The 19,759-nt window shown below is 70.4% G+C and carries 16 protein-coding genes; 9 read left to right on the top strand and 7 right to left on the bottom strand.

Annotation, left to right across the window (positions count from 1 at the left end):
- The first annotated feature begins 22 nt into the window (after positions 1 to 22).
- Both BHS09_RS01725 and BHS09_RS01720 read left to right on the top strand, forming a co-directional pair.
- Entirely contained in the window at positions 23 to 1,012 is a 990-nt protein-coding gene (locus tag BHS09_RS01725) for an ATP-grasp domain-containing protein (RefSeq protein WP_140786790.1), read from the top strand.
- 165 nt (positions 1,013 to 1,177) lie between these two features.
- Positions 1,178 to 1,849: a DsbA family oxidoreductase gene (locus tag BHS09_RS01720; RefSeq protein WP_140786789.1), complete on the top strand. Its 672-nt coding sequence runs from the start codon at positions 1,178 to 1,180 to the stop codon at positions 1,847 to 1,849.
- Between the two features lie 65 nt (positions 1,850 to 1,914).
- Here the strand turns inward: BHS09_RS01720 and BHS09_RS01715 are convergent, their stop codons facing one another.
- The gene (locus BHS09_RS01715) at positions 1,915 to 2,904 is read right to left on the bottom strand and encodes a hypothetical protein (RefSeq protein WP_140786788.1); all 990 of its coding nucleotides are present in this window, start codon (positions 2,902 to 2,904) and stop codon (positions 1,915 to 1,917) included.
- Positions 2,905 to 3,137: 233 nt separating this feature from the next.
- Between BHS09_RS01715 and BHS09_RS38485 the strand changes: the two genes are divergently transcribed.
- The 3 genes from BHS09_RS38485 (at position 3,138) to BHS09_RS01700 (ending at position 7,979) form a co-directional block, all read left to right on the top strand.
- A complete protein-coding gene (locus tag BHS09_RS38485) occupies positions 3,138 to 4,223 on the top strand; it encodes a hypothetical protein (protein WP_161605113.1) in 1,086 nt (361 codons plus the stop codon).
- Positions 4,224 to 4,312: 89 nt separating this feature from the next.
- The gene (locus BHS09_RS01705; RefSeq protein ID WP_140797002.1) at positions 4,313 to 5,296 is read left to right on the top strand and encodes a carboxypeptidase regulatory-like domain-containing protein; all 984 of its coding nucleotides are present in this window, start codon (positions 4,313 to 4,315) and stop codon (positions 5,294 to 5,296) included.
- A gap of 307 nt (positions 5,297 to 5,603) precedes the next feature.
- Entirely contained in the window at positions 5,604 to 7,979 is a 2,376-nt protein-coding gene (locus BHS09_RS01700) for a sensor histidine kinase (RefSeq protein WP_237080133.1), read from the top strand.
- On the opposite strand, the gene BHS09_RS01695 is transcribed toward BHS09_RS01700, so the two are convergent.
- Both BHS09_RS01695 and BHS09_RS01690 read right to left on the bottom strand, forming a co-directional pair.
- Positions 7,969 to 9,069, bottom strand: coding sequence for a TolB family protein (locus tag BHS09_RS01695; protein ID WP_140786785.1), 1,101 nt, complete (start codon positions 9,067 to 9,069; stop codon positions 7,969 to 7,971). The genes BHS09_RS01700 and BHS09_RS01695 overlap by 11 nt on opposite strands.
- Positions 9,070 to 9,076: 7 nt before the next feature.
- Complete coding sequence (locus BHS09_RS01690; protein WP_174259168.1) at positions 9,077 to 10,708, bottom strand: golvesin C-terminal-like domain-containing protein; 1,632 nt, start codon at positions 10,706 to 10,708, stop codon at positions 9,077 to 9,079.
- A gap of 411 nt (positions 10,709 to 11,119) precedes the next feature.
- Here BHS09_RS01690 and BHS09_RS01685 point away from each other — a divergent pair, with 411 nt between their 5' ends.
- Both BHS09_RS01685 and BHS09_RS01680 read left to right on the top strand, forming a co-directional pair.
- Positions 11,120 to 11,857 (top strand): metallophosphoesterase, encoded by a 738-nt coding sequence (locus BHS09_RS01685; RefSeq protein ID WP_140786784.1) that lies wholly within the window; start codon positions 11,120 to 11,122, stop codon positions 11,855 to 11,857.
- Between the two features lie 11 nt (positions 11,858 to 11,868).
- Positions 11,869 to 12,450, top strand: a complete 582-nt coding sequence (locus BHS09_RS01680) for a TIGR02265 family protein (protein ID WP_174258603.1) — start codon at positions 11,869 to 11,871, stop codon at positions 12,448 to 12,450.
- Positions 12,451 to 12,460: 10 nt separating this feature from the next.
- Here the strand turns inward: BHS09_RS01680 and BHS09_RS01675 are convergent, their stop codons facing one another.
- Positions 12,461 to 13,477 carry a hypothetical protein gene (locus tag BHS09_RS01675; RefSeq protein ID WP_237077941.1) on the bottom strand — a complete coding sequence of 339 codons (1,017 nt, stop codon included), beginning with the start codon at positions 13,475 to 13,477 and terminating at the stop codon, positions 12,461 to 12,463.
- A 278-nt stretch (positions 13,478 to 13,755) separates the two neighbouring features.
- Positions 13,756 to 15,681 (bottom strand): potassium transporter Kup, encoded by a 1,926-nt coding sequence (locus tag BHS09_RS01670; RefSeq protein ID WP_237077940.1) that lies wholly within the window; start codon positions 15,679 to 15,681, stop codon positions 13,756 to 13,758.
- Between the two features lie 313 nt (positions 15,682 to 15,994).
- Between BHS09_RS01670 and BHS09_RS01665 the strand changes: the two genes are divergently transcribed.
- On the top strand, positions 15,995 to 17,488 hold the full coding sequence (locus BHS09_RS01665; RefSeq protein ID WP_140797000.1) for a sensor histidine kinase: 1,494 nt from the start codon (positions 15,995 to 15,997) through the stop codon (positions 17,486 to 17,488).
- Positions 17,489 to 17,522: 34 nt separating this feature from the next.
- Here BHS09_RS01665 and BHS09_RS01660 read toward each other — a convergent pair whose 3' ends face one another.
- Positions 17,523 to 18,068 carry a hypothetical protein gene (locus BHS09_RS01660; RefSeq protein WP_140796999.1) on the bottom strand — a complete coding sequence of 182 codons (546 nt, stop codon included), beginning with the start codon at positions 18,066 to 18,068 and terminating at the stop codon, positions 17,523 to 17,525.
- A 280-nt stretch (positions 18,069 to 18,348) separates the two neighbouring features.
- Between BHS09_RS01660 and BHS09_RS01655 the strand changes: the two genes are divergently transcribed.
- Positions 18,349 to 19,278, top strand: a complete 930-nt coding sequence (locus tag BHS09_RS01655) for an acyl-CoA desaturase (protein WP_237080132.1) — start codon at positions 18,349 to 18,351, stop codon at positions 19,276 to 19,278.
- 20 nt (positions 19,279 to 19,298) lie between these two features.
- Here BHS09_RS01655 and BHS09_RS01650 read toward each other — a convergent pair whose 3' ends face one another.
- Positions 19,299 to 19,739 carry a group II truncated hemoglobin gene (locus tag BHS09_RS01650; RefSeq protein WP_140786778.1) on the bottom strand — a complete coding sequence of 147 codons (441 nt, stop codon included), beginning with the start codon at positions 19,737 to 19,739 and terminating at the stop codon, positions 19,299 to 19,301.
- Positions 19,740 to 19,759: the final 20 nt, after the last annotated feature.

The following is a 19,759-nucleotide window of genomic DNA, read 5'->3' as shown; positions in this document are numbered from 1 at the left end:
GCTAGGCTCTCGCGCCCCGCCCATGTCCCCGCGCAAAGTGAAGCCGAAGAAGGTCCCGGTCCCGCCCGGGTCCCAGGCACCCGACCGTCCCGAGCGGGCCCCACGGCGAGGGCACGCGAAGAAGACAGTCGTCATCCTGTCCCGCAAGCGCGCGCTGTACTCCACGCGGCGGCTGGTGGCCGCCATCCGCGCGCGGGGCCACCGCCCGTTGGTGCTGGACACGCTGCGTTGCTGCCTGCTGCTCGCGCAAGACGCACCGCGCATGACGTACCGCGGCGTGGAGGTGCGTGGCGTGGACGTGGTGGTGCCGCGCATCGGCGCGTCCATCACCGCCTATGGCCTGGCGGTGGTGAACCACTTCGAGATGATGGGCGTGCCCGTCCTCAACCCGCCCACGTCCATCGCGCGCAGCCGCGACAAGCTGCGCGCGCTGCAGTTCCTGTCGCGCTCCGGGCTGGACATCCCCCGCACCGTCATGGCGCACGACCGCAGCAACGTGCGCCGGCTGGTGGAGGAGGTCAACGGGCTGCCCGTCATCATCAAGCTCATCAAGGGCACCCAGGGCGTGGGCGTGATGATTGCCCACACGCTGTCGGAGGTGCAGACCATCCTCGACACCTTCTGGGACCTGGGACAGGAAATCGTGCTCCAGGAGTTCGTCGCGGAGAGCGAGGGACGGGACGTGCGGGCCCTCGTCGTGGGTGACCGCGTGGTGGGCGCCATGCGGCGCAAGGCCAAGTCCGGCGAGTTCCGCTCCAACATCCACCGCGGCGGAGAAGGGCAGGCAATCGAGCTGACCGAGCCCTACATGGAAGCAGCCGTGCGGGCCGCGCGCGTCGTCGGGTTGGAGGTCGCGGGCGTGGACATGCTGGAGGGCCACGCCGGCCCCCGGCTGATGGAAATCAACTCCAGCCCGGGCTTCGAGGGCCTGGAGCGCGCCACGCATATGGACATCGCGGGGGCCATCATCGACCACGCGCTGAAGTACGCCGAGGCGAAGCGCGCCGGGTGAGCGCGAACCCGGGTCACGTGAGGTTGCTCGCCTGCTTTCGAGCAGACGCACAGCCGGGGCAAGGCACCTTGCATGCTCCTCAGGAACTCAGGAATGCCTCCGTGGCCCGCGTGTCCTGAGGAGTTGGCAGCGACGCGGGTGGCCCTCTAATCTGGCGGCCCTCAAATGAAAACGCTGCACAAGCCGCTGCAGATCACCGTCTACCAGGACGTGCTTTGTTCCTGGTGCTACCTCGCCGACCTGCGCCTGGATGTCTTGCGCCAGGAGATGGGCGAAGCCGTTCGCTGGAGCGTCAGGCCGTATCCGCTGCGCGTCCATGACGTGCTGCCCACGACGCGCGAACAACGCGCGTTGGTGGAGGAGGTCGAGCGCGCACAGCGCGAACCGGACGCCGCCGCGCGCATGTTGTCCACGGACCTGTGGCTCGGGGGAGATCCACCGCGCACCAGCGTGCCGGCGCTGGCGGCACTGGAAGCGGCGCGGCTGCAGGGCCCGCAGGCGCGCGCGTTCCTCGCCCGCGCCATGCAGCGCGCCGCGCTGGAGCAGGGCGTCAACGTGTCCCGCCCGGACGTGGTGTTCGAGCTGGCCTCGCGCGTGGGCCTGGCGATGAACGAATTCTCCGCGGCCTTCCGCTCGGAGGAGACGCGCCGCCTCATCCTCGACGAGCACCGGGATGCCACCCACCGCGGCGTGCGGGGCGTGCCCACGCTCGTCATCGGCGGCCGGTGGATGCTGTGCGGCCTGCGTGAGCTGGCCGAGTACCGCGAGCACATCCTCGCGTGCCTGGGCAAGGTGTCCGTGCCCCGCTCGGGTTCACCCGAGCGCGTGGTGCACTGAGGCACCCCACCCTTCCGGAGGCCCTGCGCGCGACGGGCGCGCAAGGCCCCATGTAGAGGGAAGGCTCAGGCCTCTTCGGCGCCGCTACTGAGCGCCAAGACGAGCCCGGCCATCAGCAACTGCAAGAAGCCCAGGGCGGGAATCACAGGCACGCAGCAGAGGAACACGCTCAGCATGGCGAGCAAGCCCCCCAGCAGCACCGTTCCAATCATGGGCAGGCGCTGACCGCGCGAGTAGGCGAAGCAGCGGCGCAGCGTCTCCACGACGCCGGGCGATTCGGTCCGGGCCAGCTCAGGCTGCATCAGGATGAGCGGCGTGAGGAGCCACCCGCCCGGGAAGATGTAGAGCGCGATGGCCACCAGCCCCATCACCGCGAAGGCCGGCACCATGGGCTTCAAGGCCGCGTCCATTTCCGAGGGCGGCAGGTCCTTCAGCGCCACCAGCTCCGACCAGGACAGGGTGCCGGTCGCCAGCCCCGCGCCCAGTGCCACCACGACGATGAGCAACAGAAGCGGGAGCATCAGCAGGAAGGACAGGAACAGGGTCCCCAGGTACTGGGGAATCTTGCCGAACTGGCTGAACATCCGCGTCAAGTCCGCGCGCCGACCGCTGAGCACGTCCATGCACATCCGGAGGAAGCCCATCGTTACCGCTCCCTGGATGGCGTAGGAGCCGATTATCCCGACGATGAAGCCCAGGACGGTGACGACAACGCTCCCCGTCAGGCCGCTGACGACGGAGAAGATTTGCGAGACGACCTGCCCGGCGAAGGACCCCGCCAGGAAGATGAGCACGCCGACACAGAGCATCACCCACTCGCGCTTGAACGCATCCCAGGACAGGTCCATCAGCCCGGAGACGCTCCAGTTCTCGCGGTTCAGTGGAAAGGCCTGCCCCACGCCCTCGCGCTGACGGCAGGACGGGCACCAGGCTTGCGAGCCACCCTCGCCGCAGGTGCGGCACATGAAGTTGCCGCAGCGGGAGCAGGTGCCCACCGCCTCGAATCCCGGGTGGAGCGGACAGCTCGCGCCCGAAGTGAACTCAGTCTCCGCCATGGTGCTTCTCCCCACGCGCCGCGGATCACCCTTCCGGGACAGGCAGCGCGCACATTTCCCCCTACACCACCCAGGCGGTGTCCACCAGAGGACGAAGGGCGCTATCCTGAGGTTGGCGGATGCCTGACGCGGGACTGCACCCGGGCGTGAATTTTCTCCGCGCCCCGCCGTCTTCCTCGCGTGGCCGCAAGGTGGACGGCCCGGCCGTCCACTCCGCCCAGGAGAGTCACCACATGCGCCGCCTGCTCGCCCTCGCCGTTCCGCTTGCCCTGATGATGGGCACTGGCTGTGTCGCCCACGTCCACGGGCCGGCGCGTCACCACGCCCCGGTTCAGGTCATCGAGTACAGCTATTCGAGCGACCACCCCATCCCCGATGACTTCGGCGGCGGCTGGTGCCCGTACTCGCACGTGCATGTCCACGACTACGAGCCGACCACGACGTACTACGTCTACTCGGACGACGCGTACTACTACAGTGGCCCGTCGGTGGTCTGGTACTGGAACGACCACCCGCACGCGCACGGCGGCCTCTGCAACATGCACGGGCGCCACTCCCACGACTACTACCCGAGCACGGGCAGCATCTACCGCTACGAGCGCAACCGCGGCTACGTGTGGAGCCGCACGCACAGCGCTTCCGCCGGCTACGGCTACGTGCGCCCGGCGACGCGCCCCTCCAACCACCCCTCCCGCCCCGTGGTGCCTGGCAACACGTACAGCGGCACCCGGCCGCCCCCGGGAGGTACGCGCTGGACCACGCCGCGCGGTTCCAACTCGGGTGGCAACCACCGGCCGTCGCGTGGCCAGGGCAACGACTCCGGTAGCGGCTGGAGCAGCCCTCCCGCGGGACGCACCTCGAGCAACAACTCCGGTAGCGGCTGGAGCAGCCCTCCCGCGGGACGCACCTCGAGCAACGTCGCGCCCAGCAACAACTCCGGCAGCGGCCGGAGCAGCCCTCCCCCGGGGCGCACCACGAACAACGCCGCGCCCAAGGACGACGACTCGCGCGACAACAACAGCGGCAACCGCTGGGGCAGCGGCAACTCCGGGAGCAGCGGGAGCTCCAGCAACTCCAGCAGCTCGGGCTCCAGCAGCTCGGGCTCCAGCGGCAGCGGCTGGGGGCGCGGTGGCAGCAGCTCCGGCAACAGCGGCAGCAGCAACCGTAGCGGAAGTAGCGGAAGCAGCTCGGGCTCCAGCGGCGGCGGCTGGGGGCGCGGTGGCAGCAGCAGCGGGAGTTCTTCCTCGGGGTCCAGCGCGCCGCCGTCCGGCCGTTCGGGTTCGTCGTCCTCCTCCGGCGGCAACAGCCGCTGGCGCTGAGTCGGGCCCCGCCGCGGGGCGGGTGACGGTTCGACAACACCTGGCTTCCACATGAACGGCGCCGCGTCCCACTCCGGGGCGCGGCGCTGATGTTTTTCGGACAGCGCGGCGCCCTCTGGCCCCATGGCCAGAACCACCGCGGCGTCGACCAGGGGACAGACGGAGCGTGGGGTGGATTGCCGCCACGTGAGGCCGTGGAGAGCTTTCCCGCGATGATGCGTCCTCTCCTGATGGTTCCATGTGCCGTGCTGGGACTCTCACTGGGCTGCGGCCCTGGCGATTACACACCCGACCCTGGCGTGCAGACCGACGACGCCGAGGCCGTGGACCTGGACAACCTCCGCATTGGTGTCAGCGGCACGGTGGACCTGCTCCCCGAGGCCCGGCGGTTGCTCGAGGCCCGGGGCCTGCCCCTGCCCTCGCTGGAGGGAGCGCCCCTCACCGCCGCGGAGCCCCTGCGGCTGGCGGTGAATGACGCCAACGCCACCTTCGGCACCGCGCCGGCCGCCGCGGATGGCGCCTTCACCGTGCGCGACGTGGCGGTGCGGGAGATGCATCTGAGCCTCGCGGTGGGCGCGGAGGCCGCGGGCCTGGTGCCCGCCCATACCGTCGTCTACGACTCCGCCTTCACCGGTGCCCGGCCGCGCACGGACATCATCGGCGCGCGCGTGTGGGCGCTGCCGGGCGCCTTCCATGACGCGCTCAGCGTCGCCGTGGGGGAGAGCGCCATCCGGGGCCACACCGACAACCGGGCGGCCACCCTGCGCGACGCCGGCTTCGTGCTGGGGCGCGTGGTGGATGCCAGCGGCCATCCCGTCGCTGGCGCGAAGGTCGCCCCCGACGGCGAGGCGCTGGCCGGTCGCATCTACTACCCCACCGCCGACCTCCAGGGAGCGAACCAGGAGGGCACCGACCCGGACGGATTGTTCGTCTACGTCCACTCGGGCGCGGACGCGGAGGCCTTCCTCCTGTCCGTCACGGGCACGGACGGCTACGTGCCACGCAACGTGGGCGTGGCGCCGGGCTGGGGGCTGGTGCTCACCGTCCATCCCGGCCTCCACCCGCCTCCCTAGGCAGCGCGGCGCCCGGCCTTCCGCTCGCGACTCGGCTGCTCGGGGCCTGCTGCCCCGCGCGCTGGCCGCCCCCATGTTCCGACGGAGGCGCGCACGGCCCGAGCCAATGACTGGCGGCGCCCCCACCGTCCGCACCCATCGCTGCGCCGCACTCGCGTCCGATGCCGGAGGCAAGAGCGCGACGCATCTCTCGCTGGAGCGTCTCGACCGGGGGCCTCGGGCCGGTGCGTCACGGGAGGAGCCCTGTGCGTTCCTGGGGGACGCCACGATGAACGAGTGCTGGAGGCCGCAGCGTCGGAGCGCAGCCATGGCCCGCGGCATCGCCTGGCTCGCGACGCTGGGCGCCCCGCTCGTGGGCGCGCTGTACCTCCTGGGCTGGGCCTGGGACGTGGAGATGCTGAGGCCCGGCGTGGCCGGCATCCCCATGACGCCGGTGACGGGCATCGCCATGGTTTTCGGCGGCGCCGCCCTGGGCCTGCGGCTGCGCTCCCGCCCGTTCCGCCATCAGGACCACACGGCCACCGCCTGCGCGCTGGTGACGATGGCCATCGGCGCGGTGAGTCTCCTGCGCGACATCACCGGCTGGGACCTGGGGATGGAGCGCGTCATGCTGCGCCTGCTCGATGGACACGCCTCGGTGCTCCCTCGGCCCTCTCCCCTCTCCGCCACCTGCATGACGCTGCTGGGCATGGCCCTGGCCCTCCCTGAGCGGAGCCACTCCGTCCGGCCGCGCGACACGCTGGTCGTGTTGTCGCTGGTGAGCTCGACGCTGGGCCTCAACGGCCTGTTGATGGGCCCCTTGTTGACGGTGGGCACCCTGCCCTTCCTCGCCGAGCGCAGCATGGGCCTGCCCACCGCGCTGACGCTGATGCTGCTGGCGGTGGGCACGCTCTGCGCACGGCCAGGGCTGGGACTGATGAGCCGCATCACCCGCGACTCGCTCGGCGGCTTCCTCGCGCGCCGGTTGGTGCCGGTGACGCTGCTCGGCCCCTCGGTGCTGGGCATGGTGTTGATGCTCCTGCACGAGGTGCGCGCCATCAACCTGGAGGCGAAGCTCCCCATCTTCGCCACCTTCGTGAGCGCGGGCGGCGCGGCGCTCGTGCTCCTGTCCGCGCGGGCCCTGGACCACATTGAAGCCCACCGCCAACAGGCCACCGCGGCGCTGGAGGCCTCCGAAGCGCGCTACCGGGGCCTGCTGGAGACCACCCCCGCGCCGCTGCTGACGGTGGACGCGCACGGCCTGCTGCGCTTCGTCAACACGGAGGCGGAGCGGGTGTTCGGCTACCCGCGCGAGGAGCTGCTGGGACGCGAGGTGGAGGTGCTGATCCCCGAAGGACTCTTCGGTGGCCGGAGCCTGGACACCGGCTTGGGCGAGCACGCCATCCAAGGCCGCCGCAAGGACGGCAGCCCGCTGTCGCTGGAGGTGCGGCTGAGCCCGGTGTCAGGCCCGGAGGGTCCCAGCGTGCTCGCCGTCGTCCGCGACGTGACGGAGCGGGAGCGGTACCTCGCCAAGGTCCAGCGCGCCCGTGAGGAAGCGGAGATGCAGCGCAGCCAGGTGCAGGCCCTGCTGGACCACACGCCCGTGGGAATCGTCTTCGCGGAGGCGGACGGCAGCGGGCTGGTGGCCAATCCCGTCGCGGAGCAACTGCTCGGGCGCCCGCTGAAGGGCGTGAGGCTGGAGATGATGGGGAACAACCCGTTCGTGCTCACCACCGACGGCAAGCCGGTCCGCAGGGAGGACGTGCCCATCGTCCGCGCGCTGCTCACGGGCCAGCTCGCGGGGCCCGAGGAGTTCCTCATCCTCCACCCCGACGGGAGCCGGCTGCCGGTGTTGATGACCGCGGCTCCCGTCTTCGGTCCCACCGGAAAGGTGCGCGGCGTGGTCTCCACGGCGCAGGACGTGACGACGCGCCACGAGCTGGACCGGCTCCGCGAGGAATACGTCAGCCTCATCTCCCACGACCTGCGCAATCCGCTCCACACCATCAGCCTGCGCGTGGGCCTGCTACGGCGCGCCCTGCGCGAGCAGAACCTGGAGCGGGAGGAATCCATGACGGAGTCCATCCAGCGCAGCGTGGCCTGGATGAGCACCATGATTGAGGACCTGCTGGAAGGCTCGCGGCTGGAGTCCCAGCGGGACACGCTGCGCCGCGAGCCCCGGGACCTGGCGCGCTTCCTGGAAGAGGTGATGGAGCGGGACGTGGCCCCCGACGTGCGCGAGCGCTTCCACATGGAAGTCCCAGGCGCGTTGCCCCCCGTCTGGATGGACGCGGCGAGGCTGGAGCGGGTGGTGGCCAACCTGCTGAGCAACGCCGCCAAGTACAGCCCCGGTGGGCAGCCCATCACCGTGCGCGTCCAGCTCCAGCCGGAACAGGTGGTGGTGTCGGTGACGGACCTGGGCCCCGGGCTGAGCCCGGAAGACGCCGCCCACGTCTTCGACAAGTACTACCGCACGCAGAAGAGCAGCGCGTCGGACGCGAAGGGTCTGGGGCTGGGGCTGTACATCAGCCGCCTCATCATCGAAGCGCACGGCGGCCGCATCTGGGTGGAGAGCGAGCTCGGCCGAGGCTCCACCTTCAGCTTCAGCCTGCCCGTGGCTCCGCCCGGCGCGAACCCGCTCCCGCCCCAGGTCCCGGATGGCCAGGACCCGGCGGCGGGAGACGGCTCCGCCGTCAGCGCGTAGGCGCCCAGCGCGGCAGCCAGTCTGGCCCCTTCGCGCTCGTCAGACGCGTCTGGCCGCTGCCATCCGCGCGCATGAGGTACACGTCCGTGTCGCCCTGGCGCTCGGACACGAAGGCCAGGTACTTCCCGTCCGGACTCCACGCGGGCATGTCGTCCCGGTGCTTGCCGTCCGTCAGGGCCACCGGCGCGCCGCCCGCCACCGGCACCATCCAGATGCGGGCGTTCCCATCTGGCAGACGGCTCACGTAGACCAGCCGCTGCCCGTCCGGACTCCAGGCGGCTTCGCGCTCGTCGCCCACGAAGGACTCGCCCGACACGGCGCGCAGGTCCGAACCGTCCGGACGGAGGAAGTACAGCCGGTCCTTGCGCTCGCGATCGCTGACGATGACGAGCCACTTGCCGTCCGGGCTCCACTTCGGCGTGCGGTCCTCATGGTGGAAGAAGGTGAGGCGGCGCTCACCGCTGCCGTCCGCGTTCGCCACGTAGACTTCGGGGTCGCCCTCGCGGCTGCACACGAAGGCCACCTCCCTGCCATCCGGAGACACCGCCGGCTCGAAGCAGCCTTGAGGCACCTGCGTGAGGCGCACCTCCGGCACACCCTCACGGGGCTCCAGGCGCACCACGTCGCTGAAGCCCTCCGCGTCGGACTCGGCCACCAACCAGGTGCCATCCGGCGCCCAGCTCGCGTTGCGCGCACGCGCCCGGGGCGGGTGCAGCGGTACCGCCGGACTCTTGCCATCCAGCGGCAGGACCCGCATCTGCTGGCGGTGCAGCCCGCCCTCCTCCGCCGCGGAGATGACGAGCAGCGACTTGCCATCCGGCGACAGGGGACCGGGGTACACGTCCTCCTCGCCGCGCGTCAGCTGCGTCTCCACACCGTCCGGACTCACCTTCCAGACATCCTTCCGCCCTGCCCGCTCCGACAAGAAGATGACCGCGCCCGGAATGGCGCCAGCCTCCTCCTTGGACAGCGGCCCGGGGCCGGACGTCCCGCCACACCGGCCGGAACATCCGACACCGAGCACGGCGAGCGCGGTCAGACACCGCGCTCGCCACGGCCAGGAACGCTGAAGCCGTTCAAGGCCCCGCATCACCACCTCACTGAATCCGGAGGGCGTCCGCCATGACGACGTAGCCTTCGGTGGCCCAGCGGCTCAGCTGCACCTTGTTCCAGCCGGCGTTGAAGTTGTAGGTGCCCAGCGTCACCCACTTGCTGCCGTTGGTCTGCTGGTTCACCGTCACCGTGCTGTTGCCGCCCGCGTGCGTAATCATGAAGGGCGCCGAGGGAGAGCGGTTGGTGCCCTCCACCCACCAGGCCTGGATGGTCCGGCTGCCCGCCGCAGGCATGTGGAAGTGGAACACCGCCGGCTCGGAGATGGGCTGCGTGGAGGCGTAGTAGTAGTCGTTGCCGTAGTAGCCCGCGCTGGTGCCACGCGCCCAGGAGGACGGCACCGCGATGTAGCCCTTGCTGGAGTCGTTGTTGGCGTTGTTGCTGTCCACGACGATGACCGGGTTCGTTCCACCGCCGCCGTCACCACACTCGCTGCGGATCTTGCTGATGTACGTGGACCACGGCCAGTTGGGGCCCGGGTCCGTGCGGGTCTCCGGCTGCAGCCGACCGTGCGCCACGATGTGGTAGCTGTCGCGCGGGATGCCCTGGTCCCGGGTGATGTTGCACGTCAGCTTGGCGGAGGTGTTGATCATCCCCGTGGAGAACGAGGCCGAGCTGGCGTAACCACCGTGCTCGATGCCGATGGAGAAGTCGTTCGTCGACCGGCCGTTGAGGTTCGACTTGACGCCGCCGTTGAGGCTGCTGCGGTAGGCGGCGGCCACGTGCCAGGCGCGGCTCGACTCACGCACCAGCTGCGACACCTCGGTGCCGCTCTCGTTGACCACGTAGTGCGCGCTCACGCCCGCGGAGGAGTTGGTCAGCCAGCTCCAGCAACCCGAGTAGCCACCCTCACAGGTGTGGATGACGACCATCTGCTGACCGATGCCAGCGGGCCGCGCGTTGTAGTTGGGCGACGGGCGCCAGATGGAGGCCGCGTAGTCCGGGCCGGCCGCAAGGGCCTGCATCTTCGGCAGGGCGAACTTCGGCTCGACCTGGGTGGCATCCAGCGACACCGCCACCTTGCCCGCCGGCGTGAACGCGCCCGCGCCCTCGCGCAGCACGGCGTACACGTCGTTGTGGATGTAGTGCGCCTGGATGTCCGGGTCGGAGATGTCCGTCAGGCGCACGGCCACCGGGGCCCACGCACCCAGGTCCGCGCGGTCGATGCCCGCCTCGTCGGCGTACTTCGACAGCAGCGCGGCGCCGGCGCGCAGGTTGGCCAGCGGCTCGTCACGCACCGCGTCCGCGGACACACCCGCCAGGGCGGCGCCGTCGGTGATGAGCTGACCGCGCAGGGCCAGCAGACCAAAGGCCGCCGGGCGGCCCTCGAACTCCTCCTCGCCGCGGACGTGCTCCCAGCGCGTCTCCGCGTAGGAGATGGCCTTGAGCAGGCTCACCGGAACGTTGAACTCACCAGCGGCCTTCGCGAACTGCGCGTCCAGTTCGTTGGGCGTGCGGCGAGCCGCGTCGGCCACCGCGCGGGCGGCGTCGTCCACCGCGCCTGCGGGAACCTGCGACTCAGGTGCCGTTTCTTCCGGAGACGTTTCGGGCTGAGGGCCACAGGCCGCCAGGGCCATGGCCGCGGCCGTCACCGCGAACGTCTTGCGCAACACGTGCATGGAAACTCCTTGAAGGGGGGTCAGCAGCTCCACGGTCGCCCCCGTCCCACGGGAGCGGCGCAGGGGGCCACGCCTGAGCACCATGCATGCCAGCCACGCGGTCCCAGGGAGCACCTCTTTTTCCCGACCCGAGGTGGAGCATCGATGCTCCACCTTCCCGTCAAGAAATCATCCCTCGAACCCGGGCACCCGACAGTGCAACCACTTGGAATCAGGAGTGACGCACATGTAAGCCCTGACAATCGCGGCGTCGGGTTGGCCAACCGATGTCGCACTGACGTGTTTCGAGACAGCCACATGTAAAACTACTTTACTACCTTTCCAGTCCTCCCCACCTTTTGGCGTGACACCGGATGCAGGGGATAGGACGAGGGTGCCGACAGGGGCGAGGGCTTCCGCTATGAGGGGGCCATGCGGCTCTTCGGAATCGGCGACACCCACCTGCCCTCCACGCGACAGAAGGACATGCACCGCTTCGGGTGGTCCGAGCATCCCCTGCCGCTGCAGCGCGCGTGGGATGAGCGGGTGGCTCCGGAGGACGTGGTCATCGTGGCGGGGGACATCTCCTGGGCCACGCGGGCCCACGAGGTGATGGATGACCTGGCGTGGCTGGACGCGCGCCCGGGCCGCAAGGTGCTGGTGCGCGGCAACCACGACTACTGGTGGGGCGACTCCGCCTCCAAGCTGCGCAAGCTGTTGGAGCCCTTCCGCACCTTGGAGGGCTTCCTCCACAACAACGCCGTCGTCATGGGCCCATGGGTGATTGCGGGCAGCCGCCTGTGGACCGCGCCGGAGGCGCCGCCCATGCCCGGCGGGGAGATGGGGGACGAGGCGGCGGACACCGGCTACGTGGAGCGGGAGACGCGCCGGCTGACGGCCTCCATGGAGGACGCGAAGAAGAAGGAGGCGGCCAGCGCCACGCCGCTGGTGCGCGTGGTGGCCGTGCACTTCCCGCCGGTGTACGCGAACGAGAAGGCCACCGCCTTCAGCGAGCCCATCGAAGCCTTCGGACCGAAAGTGTGCGTCTATGGCCACCTGCACGCGGCCGGCATCGCCGCGGGCTTCACGGGCGAGCGCGGCGGCGTACGCTACGTGCTGGCCTCGTGTGACGCGGCGGGTTTCGCCCCGGTGCTGCTCGACGAGGTGTGAGGAGGCGCGCCATGCCGTCCAACAAGGCGGAGCTCGAGGCCCGGCTCGCGGCCGTTCACCCCGGTGATTCGGTGCGCGGGCTGTTCTTCAAGTCGGTGCTCAGCCTGGTCCAGCAGCAGGCGGGCCTGACGGCGCTGGAAACGGTGCGCGCGGGGGCGCTGAGCGCGGCGTACACGGACTTGCTCACGTACCCGGCGCGGGACTTCCTGACGCTCCTCTACCGCGCGGCGGATGCGCTGGAGCCGCTGCTGGGCCCCGAGGACGCCGTCTTCCATGCCTGCGGCGAGAAGGACGTGACGCGCTTCTCCACCGGGCCGGGCATGCTCATCTTCGGAATCATCTCCCGCGGGGACCCGCAGAAGCTCTTCGCGGGCGCGCAGATGGGCTACGGCGCGGCCGTCAGCTACGGCAGCCGCGACTACGTGCCCACCGGCCCCACCTCCGGCACACTGCACATGCGCCGGGACATGCTGCCGCCCGCCTACCACGAGGGCATCCTCACCGGCGCGCTGAAGGTGCTGGGCCTGCAAGGCACCGCGCGCGCGACGCCGCGAGGCATCGACAGCGCGGACTACGACATCCAGTGGGCTTGAGGCGCGGCGCTCAGTCCACGCGGATGTAGGTGACGTCCAGTTCGGCGACGACGCGCTCGCCCACCGACGCCTGGCAGGTGAAGGTGTGCGCGTCACCGTCGTGCGCGCTGCGAACGGCGCCGAACGTCACCGTCTGGCCCGCGTAGGCCAGGGTGTCCGCCTTCAGGCGCACGTCCTTCGCCATGCAGCGGGCCCACGGCGCGCCCTCCAGCCGGCGCAGCAGCGTGGTGGCCACGCGCGTCATCCCACTGGCCACCACGGCCACCGGCATCACCGGGTGCAGCGCGAAGTGCCCCTTGCACATCTCCGCCGTCACCGGCCCCAGCGTGGCCGACAGGCTCTCACCATCCGGCCGCCAATCGCGCAGCGCCAGCGGCTTGCTGTAGGGGTTCTGCCGCAGCCGGGCCCACTCCTCGGGGGTGCGCTGCACGCCATCGTCGCGGCGCGGCTCGCGGCGCATGTCCACCCGGGCCTCGCCGAACAGGCGCGTGAAGGCGGCGGCGGACAGCACGCTGTAGTCCACCTCCAGGCGGAAGAACGGCGTGCCGTCCGGCAGCGACAGCAGCGTGTGCGCGGTGGCCGTGCGGCGGCCGGTGAACTCCGCCTTCGCCAGCCCCCACAGCAGGTCCGTGGCGCGGGCCATGGGCTCCGGGCGCAGCCACTGCCCGCGCGCGCCGCACGCCAGGTAGAAGTGCTGGCCGTCCTTGGGCGACATCAGCGCGGACGCGCACGAGCCCAGAATCGCCAGGTGCCGCCCCGCCTCACCCAGGCCAATGGGGCCCGCCTCCGCGTCCGGGTCCTGCTGCACCGGGATGCGCGCCACCACCTCGCCCTCCCCCATCACCGTCACGTCCTTGAGGGCGTAGTAGGGGTCCCGCACGCAGATGCGCGGGTAGAGATCCGCATGCGTCAACAGCGTGTGCGGTGCCAGCCCCGACAGCGTCTCCAGCGTCTGCTCCGACGAAGCCCAGGCAGAAACAGGGGCAACAGCGGAATTCGCGGACGAGGGCGCAATGTCGAGGAGCATGGACTGACCTGATTTCGGACGAGGGGTGCCGGGGGACACCAGTTTTCGAGATACCGAGCTTCGTTCCGCCGACAGAAGATTAATTCCGGCGGACGAAAATGATTCTCGGCATACGGTCCGATTTGTTGCGTCCCGTCGTAATTTTACGACTAAGCGGTAAATCTGGACGCAAATGTGGCAGGGAGGCGCAGCCCAGGACACAGAAGCGTCATTCAACGCAAAGAGTCAAGGCAGATGTGGGGTGAAGCACACCCGCCCCCGCTCCGGCGTTCACGGGGCTACAACTCCACCTGCGCGCCCAGCTCCACCACCCGGTTGGGCGGGATGCGGAAGTACGAGGTGGCGCTGCGCGCGTTGCGGCTCATCCAGGCGAACAGCGCCTCGCGCCACACGGCCATGCCCGGGCGCTTGGTGGGAATCAGCGTCTCCCGGCCCAGGAAGAAGCTGGTGCCCATCAGCTGGAACTGGAGCCCCTTCTCGCGGCAGCGCTTCAGCACGTCGGGGATGCCTGGGTTCTCCATGAAGCCGTAGCGCGCCACCACGCGCACGAAGCCCTGCTCCAGCGGCTCCACCTCCACGCGCTCGCTGGGCGGCACGTGCGGCAGCTCCTCGGAGAGGATGGTCAGCAGCACCACCTGCTCGTGCAGCACCTTGTTGTGCTTGAGGTTGTGCAGCAGCGCGGGCGGGGTGCCTTCCGCGTTGCCCGTCATGAAGATGGCCGTGCCCGGCACCCGCACCGGAGGGTGGTCGCCGAAGCTGCCCAGCAGCTCCTTCAGGGGGATGCTGGACGCGCGCAGCTTGGCCGCCAGGATGTCGCGCCCCCGCTTCCACGTCGTCATCAGCGTGAAGACGACGATGGCCATCAGCAGCGGGAACCAGCCGCCGTCCGCCACCTTCACCGCGTTGGCACCAAAGAAGGCCAGCTCCACGACCAGGAACAGGCCCACCACGGGAATGGCCACCCACCGCCGCACGCCCCACAGCTCCCGGGCCACCACGTAGGCCATCAGGGTGGTGATGACCATGGCCGTGGACACCGCGATGCCGTACGCCGACGCCAGCGCGCTGGAGGAGCGGAAGCCCAGCACCAGCGCCACCACGCCCACCAGCAGCGCCCAGTTCAGACCGGGCAGGTAGATTTGCCCCATCTCCTCCGCCGAGGTGTGCACCACCTCCATGCGCGGGCTGTAGCCCAGCTGCATCGCCTGGCGCGTCAGGGAGAACACCCCCGCGATGAGCGCCTGCGAGGCGATGACGCCCGCCACCGCGGACAGCGCCACCAGCGGGTACAACATCCAGGACGGCGCCAGCAGGAAGAAGGGATTGCGCGCGGCGCTCGCGTCGCGCAGCAGCAGCGCGCCCTGCCCCAGGTAGTTGAGCATCAGCGCCGGAAGCACCATGGAGAACCACGCCAGTTGGATGGGCTTGCGGCCGAAGTGGCCCATGTCCGCGTAGAGGGCCTCACAGCCCGTCACCACCAGGAACACGCCGCCCAGCACCAGGAAGCCATGCAGGTGGTTGTGACGGAACAACTCCACCGCGTGCCAGGGCGACAGCGCGCCCAGCACCGCCGGGTTGTGGGCCAGCTCCTTCGCGCCGAGCACGCCCAGCGTGAGGAACCAGATGCACATGACGGGCCCGAACACGGCGCCAATCTCCGAGGTGCCGTGCCGCTGCACCAGGAAGAGCCCCACCAGGATGACCAGGGTAATGGGGATGACGTAGGGGTCGAAGACGGACGTGGCCACATGCAGGCCTTCCACCGCGCTGAGCACGGTGATGGCCGGAGTGATGATGCCGTCTCCATAGAGGAGCGCCGCGCCGAAGATGCCCAGCGTAATCAACACCGGACGCGACCGGTGGGACGGCTGCGCGCGCTGACGCTGCATCACCAGCGCCATCATCGCCAGGATGCCGCCTTCGCCCCGGTTGTCCGCCTTCATCACCAGCAGCAGGTACTTCACCGACACGATGATGATGAGCGACCAGAAGATGAGCGACAGCACCCCCAGCACGTTCGCGGGCGTCGGCGGAATCCCGTGCGCCCCCGTGAAGCACTCCCGTAACGCGTACAGCGGGCTCGTGCCGATATCGCCGTAGACGATGCCCAGGGCCCCGAGGGCCAGCAGCGCCGAGCGCTTGAAGGTGTCCGGGCCCTTTTTGACGTCTTCGCCGCCCGGCACTCCGGTGGTGGTCGCTTTCACGAAGCCGCGCTTTAGCTGAACCCGGGCCTAGAGCAACCGCCACCGTGTCGCGCCCGGAGTATTCCCTTGTGCGCCTGACGCCCCCCGCCTCGGCGTCACAGGGCCCTAGGGCGGGGAGTGCGTCCGGAACGAACACTCCCAGGCCAGGGATGTTCGACATTCGCGACGGCACGACCGCCCTGCCCGGAGGGACGCTCCTCGCCCCGTTACAGCCATGCTCCCATGCAACACGATGGGTGGGGGGGACTCGATGACGATGGTGGCGGCACTTGGTCAGGCAGAAGCCCGGCGGTCCGGAGCACACGGTCCAGCGATGCTGGAAGCCATCCTCCAGGTCTCCCCCCTGGCCATCCACCTGATGGACCTGGATGGCACGGTGCGGCTGTGGAACCCCGCCGCCGAGCGGCTCTTCGGCTGGAGCCGGGAGGACGTGCTTGACCACCGCGCCCCCTGGGCCACCGACGCCCGCTGGGAGAAGTTCCGCCGCCATCTGGAGCAGGCCACGCAGGGCGTGGAGCCGCCCTGTCTGGAGCTGGAGCTCCACCGGCGCGATGGCACGCCCCTCCATGTGGAGCTGTGGACGGCGCCCATGCCACCGTCCACCACCGGTCCCGCCCAGTGCCTGGGCATGCTGGTGGACGTCACCGAGCGGCGCCGGGGCGAGGCTCACCGACGGCTCCTGTCAGAGGCCAGTGAAGTCCTCGGCTCCAGCCTGGAGCAGGACGCGACGCTGGAGCACCTGGTGCGGCTCGCCGTGCCTGGCTGCGCGGATTCCTGCCGCGTGTTCCTCGAGGATGCCCCGGGCGAGGTGCGCTGCGTGGTATCGGCGGGCCTGGACGCACGGGAGCCCCTTGATGCGGGTACGCCGCTCGTCCCGGACGAAGCGGCGGTGTCGCGAATCATCGCGTCCGGAGAGCCGGCGCTGCACGACGCGGAGCCGCCGTCCTGGCTGGGCGTGCCGCTGGCGTGGCCGGGGCGGAAGGGCGCCGCGCTTGTCTTCTCGCGCACCGGACGGACCTTCGACGCGCGGGACATGGCACTGGCGCGGGAGCTGGCGCGCCGGGCGTCACTCGCCCTGGACCACGCGCGCCAGTACCACGAGGCGCGCCAGGCCATCCGCCTGCGCGAGGAGTTCCTCGCCATCGCCAGCCATGAGCTGAAGTCCCCCATCAGCGCGCTCCAGCTCCAGGTGCAGAACCTGCGCACCGCGCTGGAGCGCACACCGGACACCGTTCCCCGGGAGCGGCTGCACCGTGGACTGGACCTGGTGGGCCGGCAGGCGAAGCGTCAGGCGAAGCTCATCGACGCGCTGCTGGACGTGTCGCGCATCCACGCCGGCCGGCTGGAGCTGAACCCGGAGCCGGTGGACCTGGGCGCCCTGGTCCGCGAAGTGGCGGAGCGCTTCGAGCCGGAGATGGCGGGCGCGGGCACGCACCTGACGTTGACGCTGCCGTTGGAGGCCCACGGCCACTGGGACCGGCTGCGACTGGACCAGGTGCTCACCAACCTGATGTCCAACGCGATGAAGTACGGGCGGGGCAACCCCGTCCAGGTGGCGCTGTCCAGCACCGAGGCCCACGTGCGCCTGGACGTGCGCGACGCGGGCATCGGCATCGCGCCGGAGCACCTGCCCCGCCTCTTCCACCGCTTCGAGCGCGCCGTGTCCAGCCGGGACTACAGCGGCGTCGGCCTGGGGCTGTGGATTGTCCGCGAGGTGGTGGAGGCCATGGGCGGCCACGTCACCGTGAGCAGCGAGCTGGGCGTGGGCTCCACCTTCAGCGTGGTGCTGCCGCGTGCGCGCGGGTGAGGACGCCCGGGGCCCACCCGCGCGGGCGCGCCCCTCACAGCGCGAGGAACAGGATGGCGGCCTTCTCCTCGGGGCTCGCCGCGAGGAACTCGTCCGGCAGCCAGATTTCCGAGTCAGGCGTCATGGCCCGGTCGCAGCTGCGCCGGCCCGTGTAGAAGCGGTTCGTGTTCTCCGCCTTCAGCCGGTAGGTGCAGTCGCGGACGTAGATGGTGAGCTCGCTGGGGCTCAGCTTCAGGTTGACGGGGCGTCCGCCAAATCCGCCCTTGGCCACGATGGCGTCCCCCTCCTTCGTCACCGTCAGGTTCACCGGCGCGCCGCCGACGGCGCCCTCCACCGACCCGTCCTTCAGCGTCAGGGCGAAGTTGCCCTTCAGCCCGCGGCCCTTCAGCATCCCGGGCGAGCGAGCCACCTGGAAGTCCGCCCCCGTCACCGCCTCTGGCGTCATCTCCAGGTTGAACGACTGGAAGGCAATCTTCATGTTGATGGCGTCCTGCTTCCGTTCGGCCATCGCCACGCCCGCCCCCAGCACCACCCCCAACACCAGCACGCTCCGGCGGAGCGGCATCAGCATGCGCTTCATGTGGAGACCTCCTCGTACGGTTTCATCCCCGGCTGACTAACGACAGGGTGGACACCGGATACCGGCCCGTCATTCACCCTGGGGTAACCCCCGGGAATTGCTTCTGGCACGGTGGGCATCCCGTCAAGGTGGCCGGCGGGTGTCCACCGTCCACGCCGTGGGCGCGCGCCGTGAACGGCGTTGACACCCAGGCCCGCCCCGCGCACGCAACCCCGCGGAAACAGGCCCGTCCTCCGGTGGCAGGCCCCTTGCGATGGCGCCCTTCCAAAAGGAGCGGGCCATGGCGGAGACAGGAAGCGCTTGGTGGGGAACGGCGAGGCTGGACGGAGGCAAGGTGCTGCGCTGGAGCCTCCTACACGTGGGAGCGCTGGTGGGGGGCACCTGTTTCTTCTCGTGGAGCGCGGCGGCGGTGTTCGCCGGGCTGACCGCGGTGACGATGTGCCTGGGCGTGTCGGTGGGCCTGCACCGGGGACTCATCCACCGGGCCTTTCGTGCCTCGGCGCCCGTGGAGCGCGCGTTGGCGCTGCTCGGCACCCTGGCCGGCCTGGGCGGCCCCATCGCGATGAGCCGCATGCATGACCTGCGCGACTTCCACCAGAACCAGCCGGAAGCGGACTGTCCCCCCTACTTCGGCTACCGCGAGGGCTTCACGCGCGCCATGGCCTACGCCCTCTTCCACACCTGGCACCCGCGAAGCGGCGCCGCCGACGTGCCAGCGGCGCCCCATGTGACGCAGGACGTGTTCTTCCGCGGGCTGGAACGCGCGGGCCTGTGGCTTCAGGTGCCGCTCGCCCTGGCCTTGTACGCGCTGGGCGGGGCGCCCTGGGTGGCCTGGGGCATCCTGGTGCGGCTGGCGCTCACCCAGGACGGCTTCTGGTGCGTCCATTACGTGAGCCACGTGGAGGGCGAGCAGCCCTACGAACTGCCGGGCTGCGCCGAACAGGGGCGCAACGCCGGCTGGCTGGCGCTGCTGAGCATGGGCGAGTCGTGGCACAACACCCACCACGTCTACCCGGCCTCGGCGCAGATGGGGCTCGGGTGGCGGCAGCCGGACCCGGGCTGGTGGGCCGTGCGCGGACTGGCCGCGCTGCGGCTGGTGCATGACGTGAAGTCGCTGGCCCACCTGCCGCCGCGCCCGGGCGCACGCCTGCGCCGCCCGGAGCCTCGTCGGACCCGGCGCCTCTGCGTGCTCGCCCTACGCCGGGCCTGACGCTCCGAGGTGGGAGTGCTTCACTCCTCGACGTTGCGCAGGAAGTCCGCCACGTGGGCGAAGCGCTCATCGAGGAAGCGGCGCAGGCCCCCGGTGATGCCCCGCGCGTCCATGGCCCGCTGCATGGAGCGAATCCACGCATCACGCATGGCGACGCCGACGGGCAGGTGGCCATGCCGCATGCGCAGTCGGGGGTGGCCATGACGCTCCGTGTAGTCCTGCGGCCCGCCCAGCCATCCCGCGAGGAACAAGCCGAACCGCTCGCGCGTGCCGCGGTTCACCCGGCCCTCGGCGTCCAGTTCGTGCAGGCGCGCCAACTCCGGTTCGTGGGCGTCCATGGCGTCGTAGAAAGCCTCGGCCAGGGCCATGGCCGCGTCGGTGCCGCCCAGCCGGTGGTACGGCAGGTCGTCCGGGCTCGGCACCCAGTCGTCTTCGGTGGGCATCTTCAGTTGTACGGACATGGTTTCTTTCTACAGCCGGA

The sequence above is a fragment of the Myxococcus xanthus genome, from assembly GCF_006402735.1.
GTDB lineage: Bacteria > Myxococcota > Myxococcia > Myxococcales > Myxococcaceae > Myxococcus > Myxococcus xanthus_A.
The sequence above is the reverse complement of the archived record's forward strand: the minus strand, read 5'-3'. Positions and strand labels throughout refer to the sequence as shown.

Excerpts from the sequence above, each read along its gene's own strand:
- BHS09_RS01705 (WP_140797002.1), top strand. The coding sequence starts at position 4,313 with ATGTTTTTCGGACAGCGCGGCGCCCTCTGGCCCCATGGCCAGAACCAC.
- BHS09_RS01675 (WP_237077941.1), bottom strand. The coding sequence starts at position 13,477 with ATGCTCCTCGACATTGCGCCCTCGTCCGCGAATTCCGCTGTTGCCCCT.
- BHS09_RS01720 (WP_140786789.1), top strand. The coding sequence starts at position 1,178 with ATGAAAACGCTGCACAAGCCGCTGCAGATCACCGTCTACCAGGACGTG.
- BHS09_RS01655 (WP_237080132.1), top strand. The coding sequence starts at position 18,349 with ATGGCGGAGACAGGAAGCGCTTGGTGGGGAACGGCGAGGCTGGACGGA.
- BHS09_RS01700 (WP_237080133.1), top strand. The coding sequence starts at position 5,604 with ATGGCCCGCGGCATCGCCTGGCTCGCGACGCTGGGCGCCCCGCTCGTG.
- BHS09_RS01650 (WP_140786778.1), bottom strand. The coding sequence starts at position 19,739 with ATGTCCGTACAACTGAAGATGCCCACCGAAGACGACTGGGTGCCGAGC.
- BHS09_RS01660 (WP_140796999.1), bottom strand. The coding sequence starts at position 18,068 with ATGAAGCGCATGCTGATGCCGCTCCGCCGGAGCGTGCTGGTGTTGGGG.
- BHS09_RS01690 (WP_174259168.1), bottom strand. The coding sequence starts at position 10,708 with ATGCACGTGTTGCGCAAGACGTTCGCGGTGACGGCCGCGGCCATGGCC.
- BHS09_RS01715 (WP_140786788.1), bottom strand. The coding sequence starts at position 2,904 with ATGGCGGAGACTGAGTTCACTTCGGGCGCGAGCTGTCCGCTCCACCCG.
- BHS09_RS38485 (WP_161605113.1), top strand. The coding sequence starts at position 3,138 with ATGCGCCGCCTGCTCGCCCTCGCCGTTCCGCTTGCCCTGATGATGGGC.
- BHS09_RS01680 (WP_174258603.1), top strand. The coding sequence starts at position 11,869 with ATGCCGTCCAACAAGGCGGAGCTCGAGGCCCGGCTCGCGGCCGTTCAC.
- BHS09_RS01695 (WP_140786785.1), bottom strand. The coding sequence starts at position 9,069 with ATGCGGGGCCTTGAACGGCTTCAGCGTTCCTGGCCGTGGCGAGCGCGG.
- BHS09_RS01725 (WP_140786790.1), top strand. The coding sequence starts at position 23 with ATGTCCCCGCGCAAAGTGAAGCCGAAGAAGGTCCCGGTCCCGCCCGGG.
- BHS09_RS01685 (WP_140786784.1), top strand. The coding sequence starts at position 11,120 with ATGCGGCTCTTCGGAATCGGCGACACCCACCTGCCCTCCACGCGACAG.
- BHS09_RS01665 (WP_140797000.1), top strand. The coding sequence starts at position 15,995 with ATGCTGGAAGCCATCCTCCAGGTCTCCCCCCTGGCCATCCACCTGATG.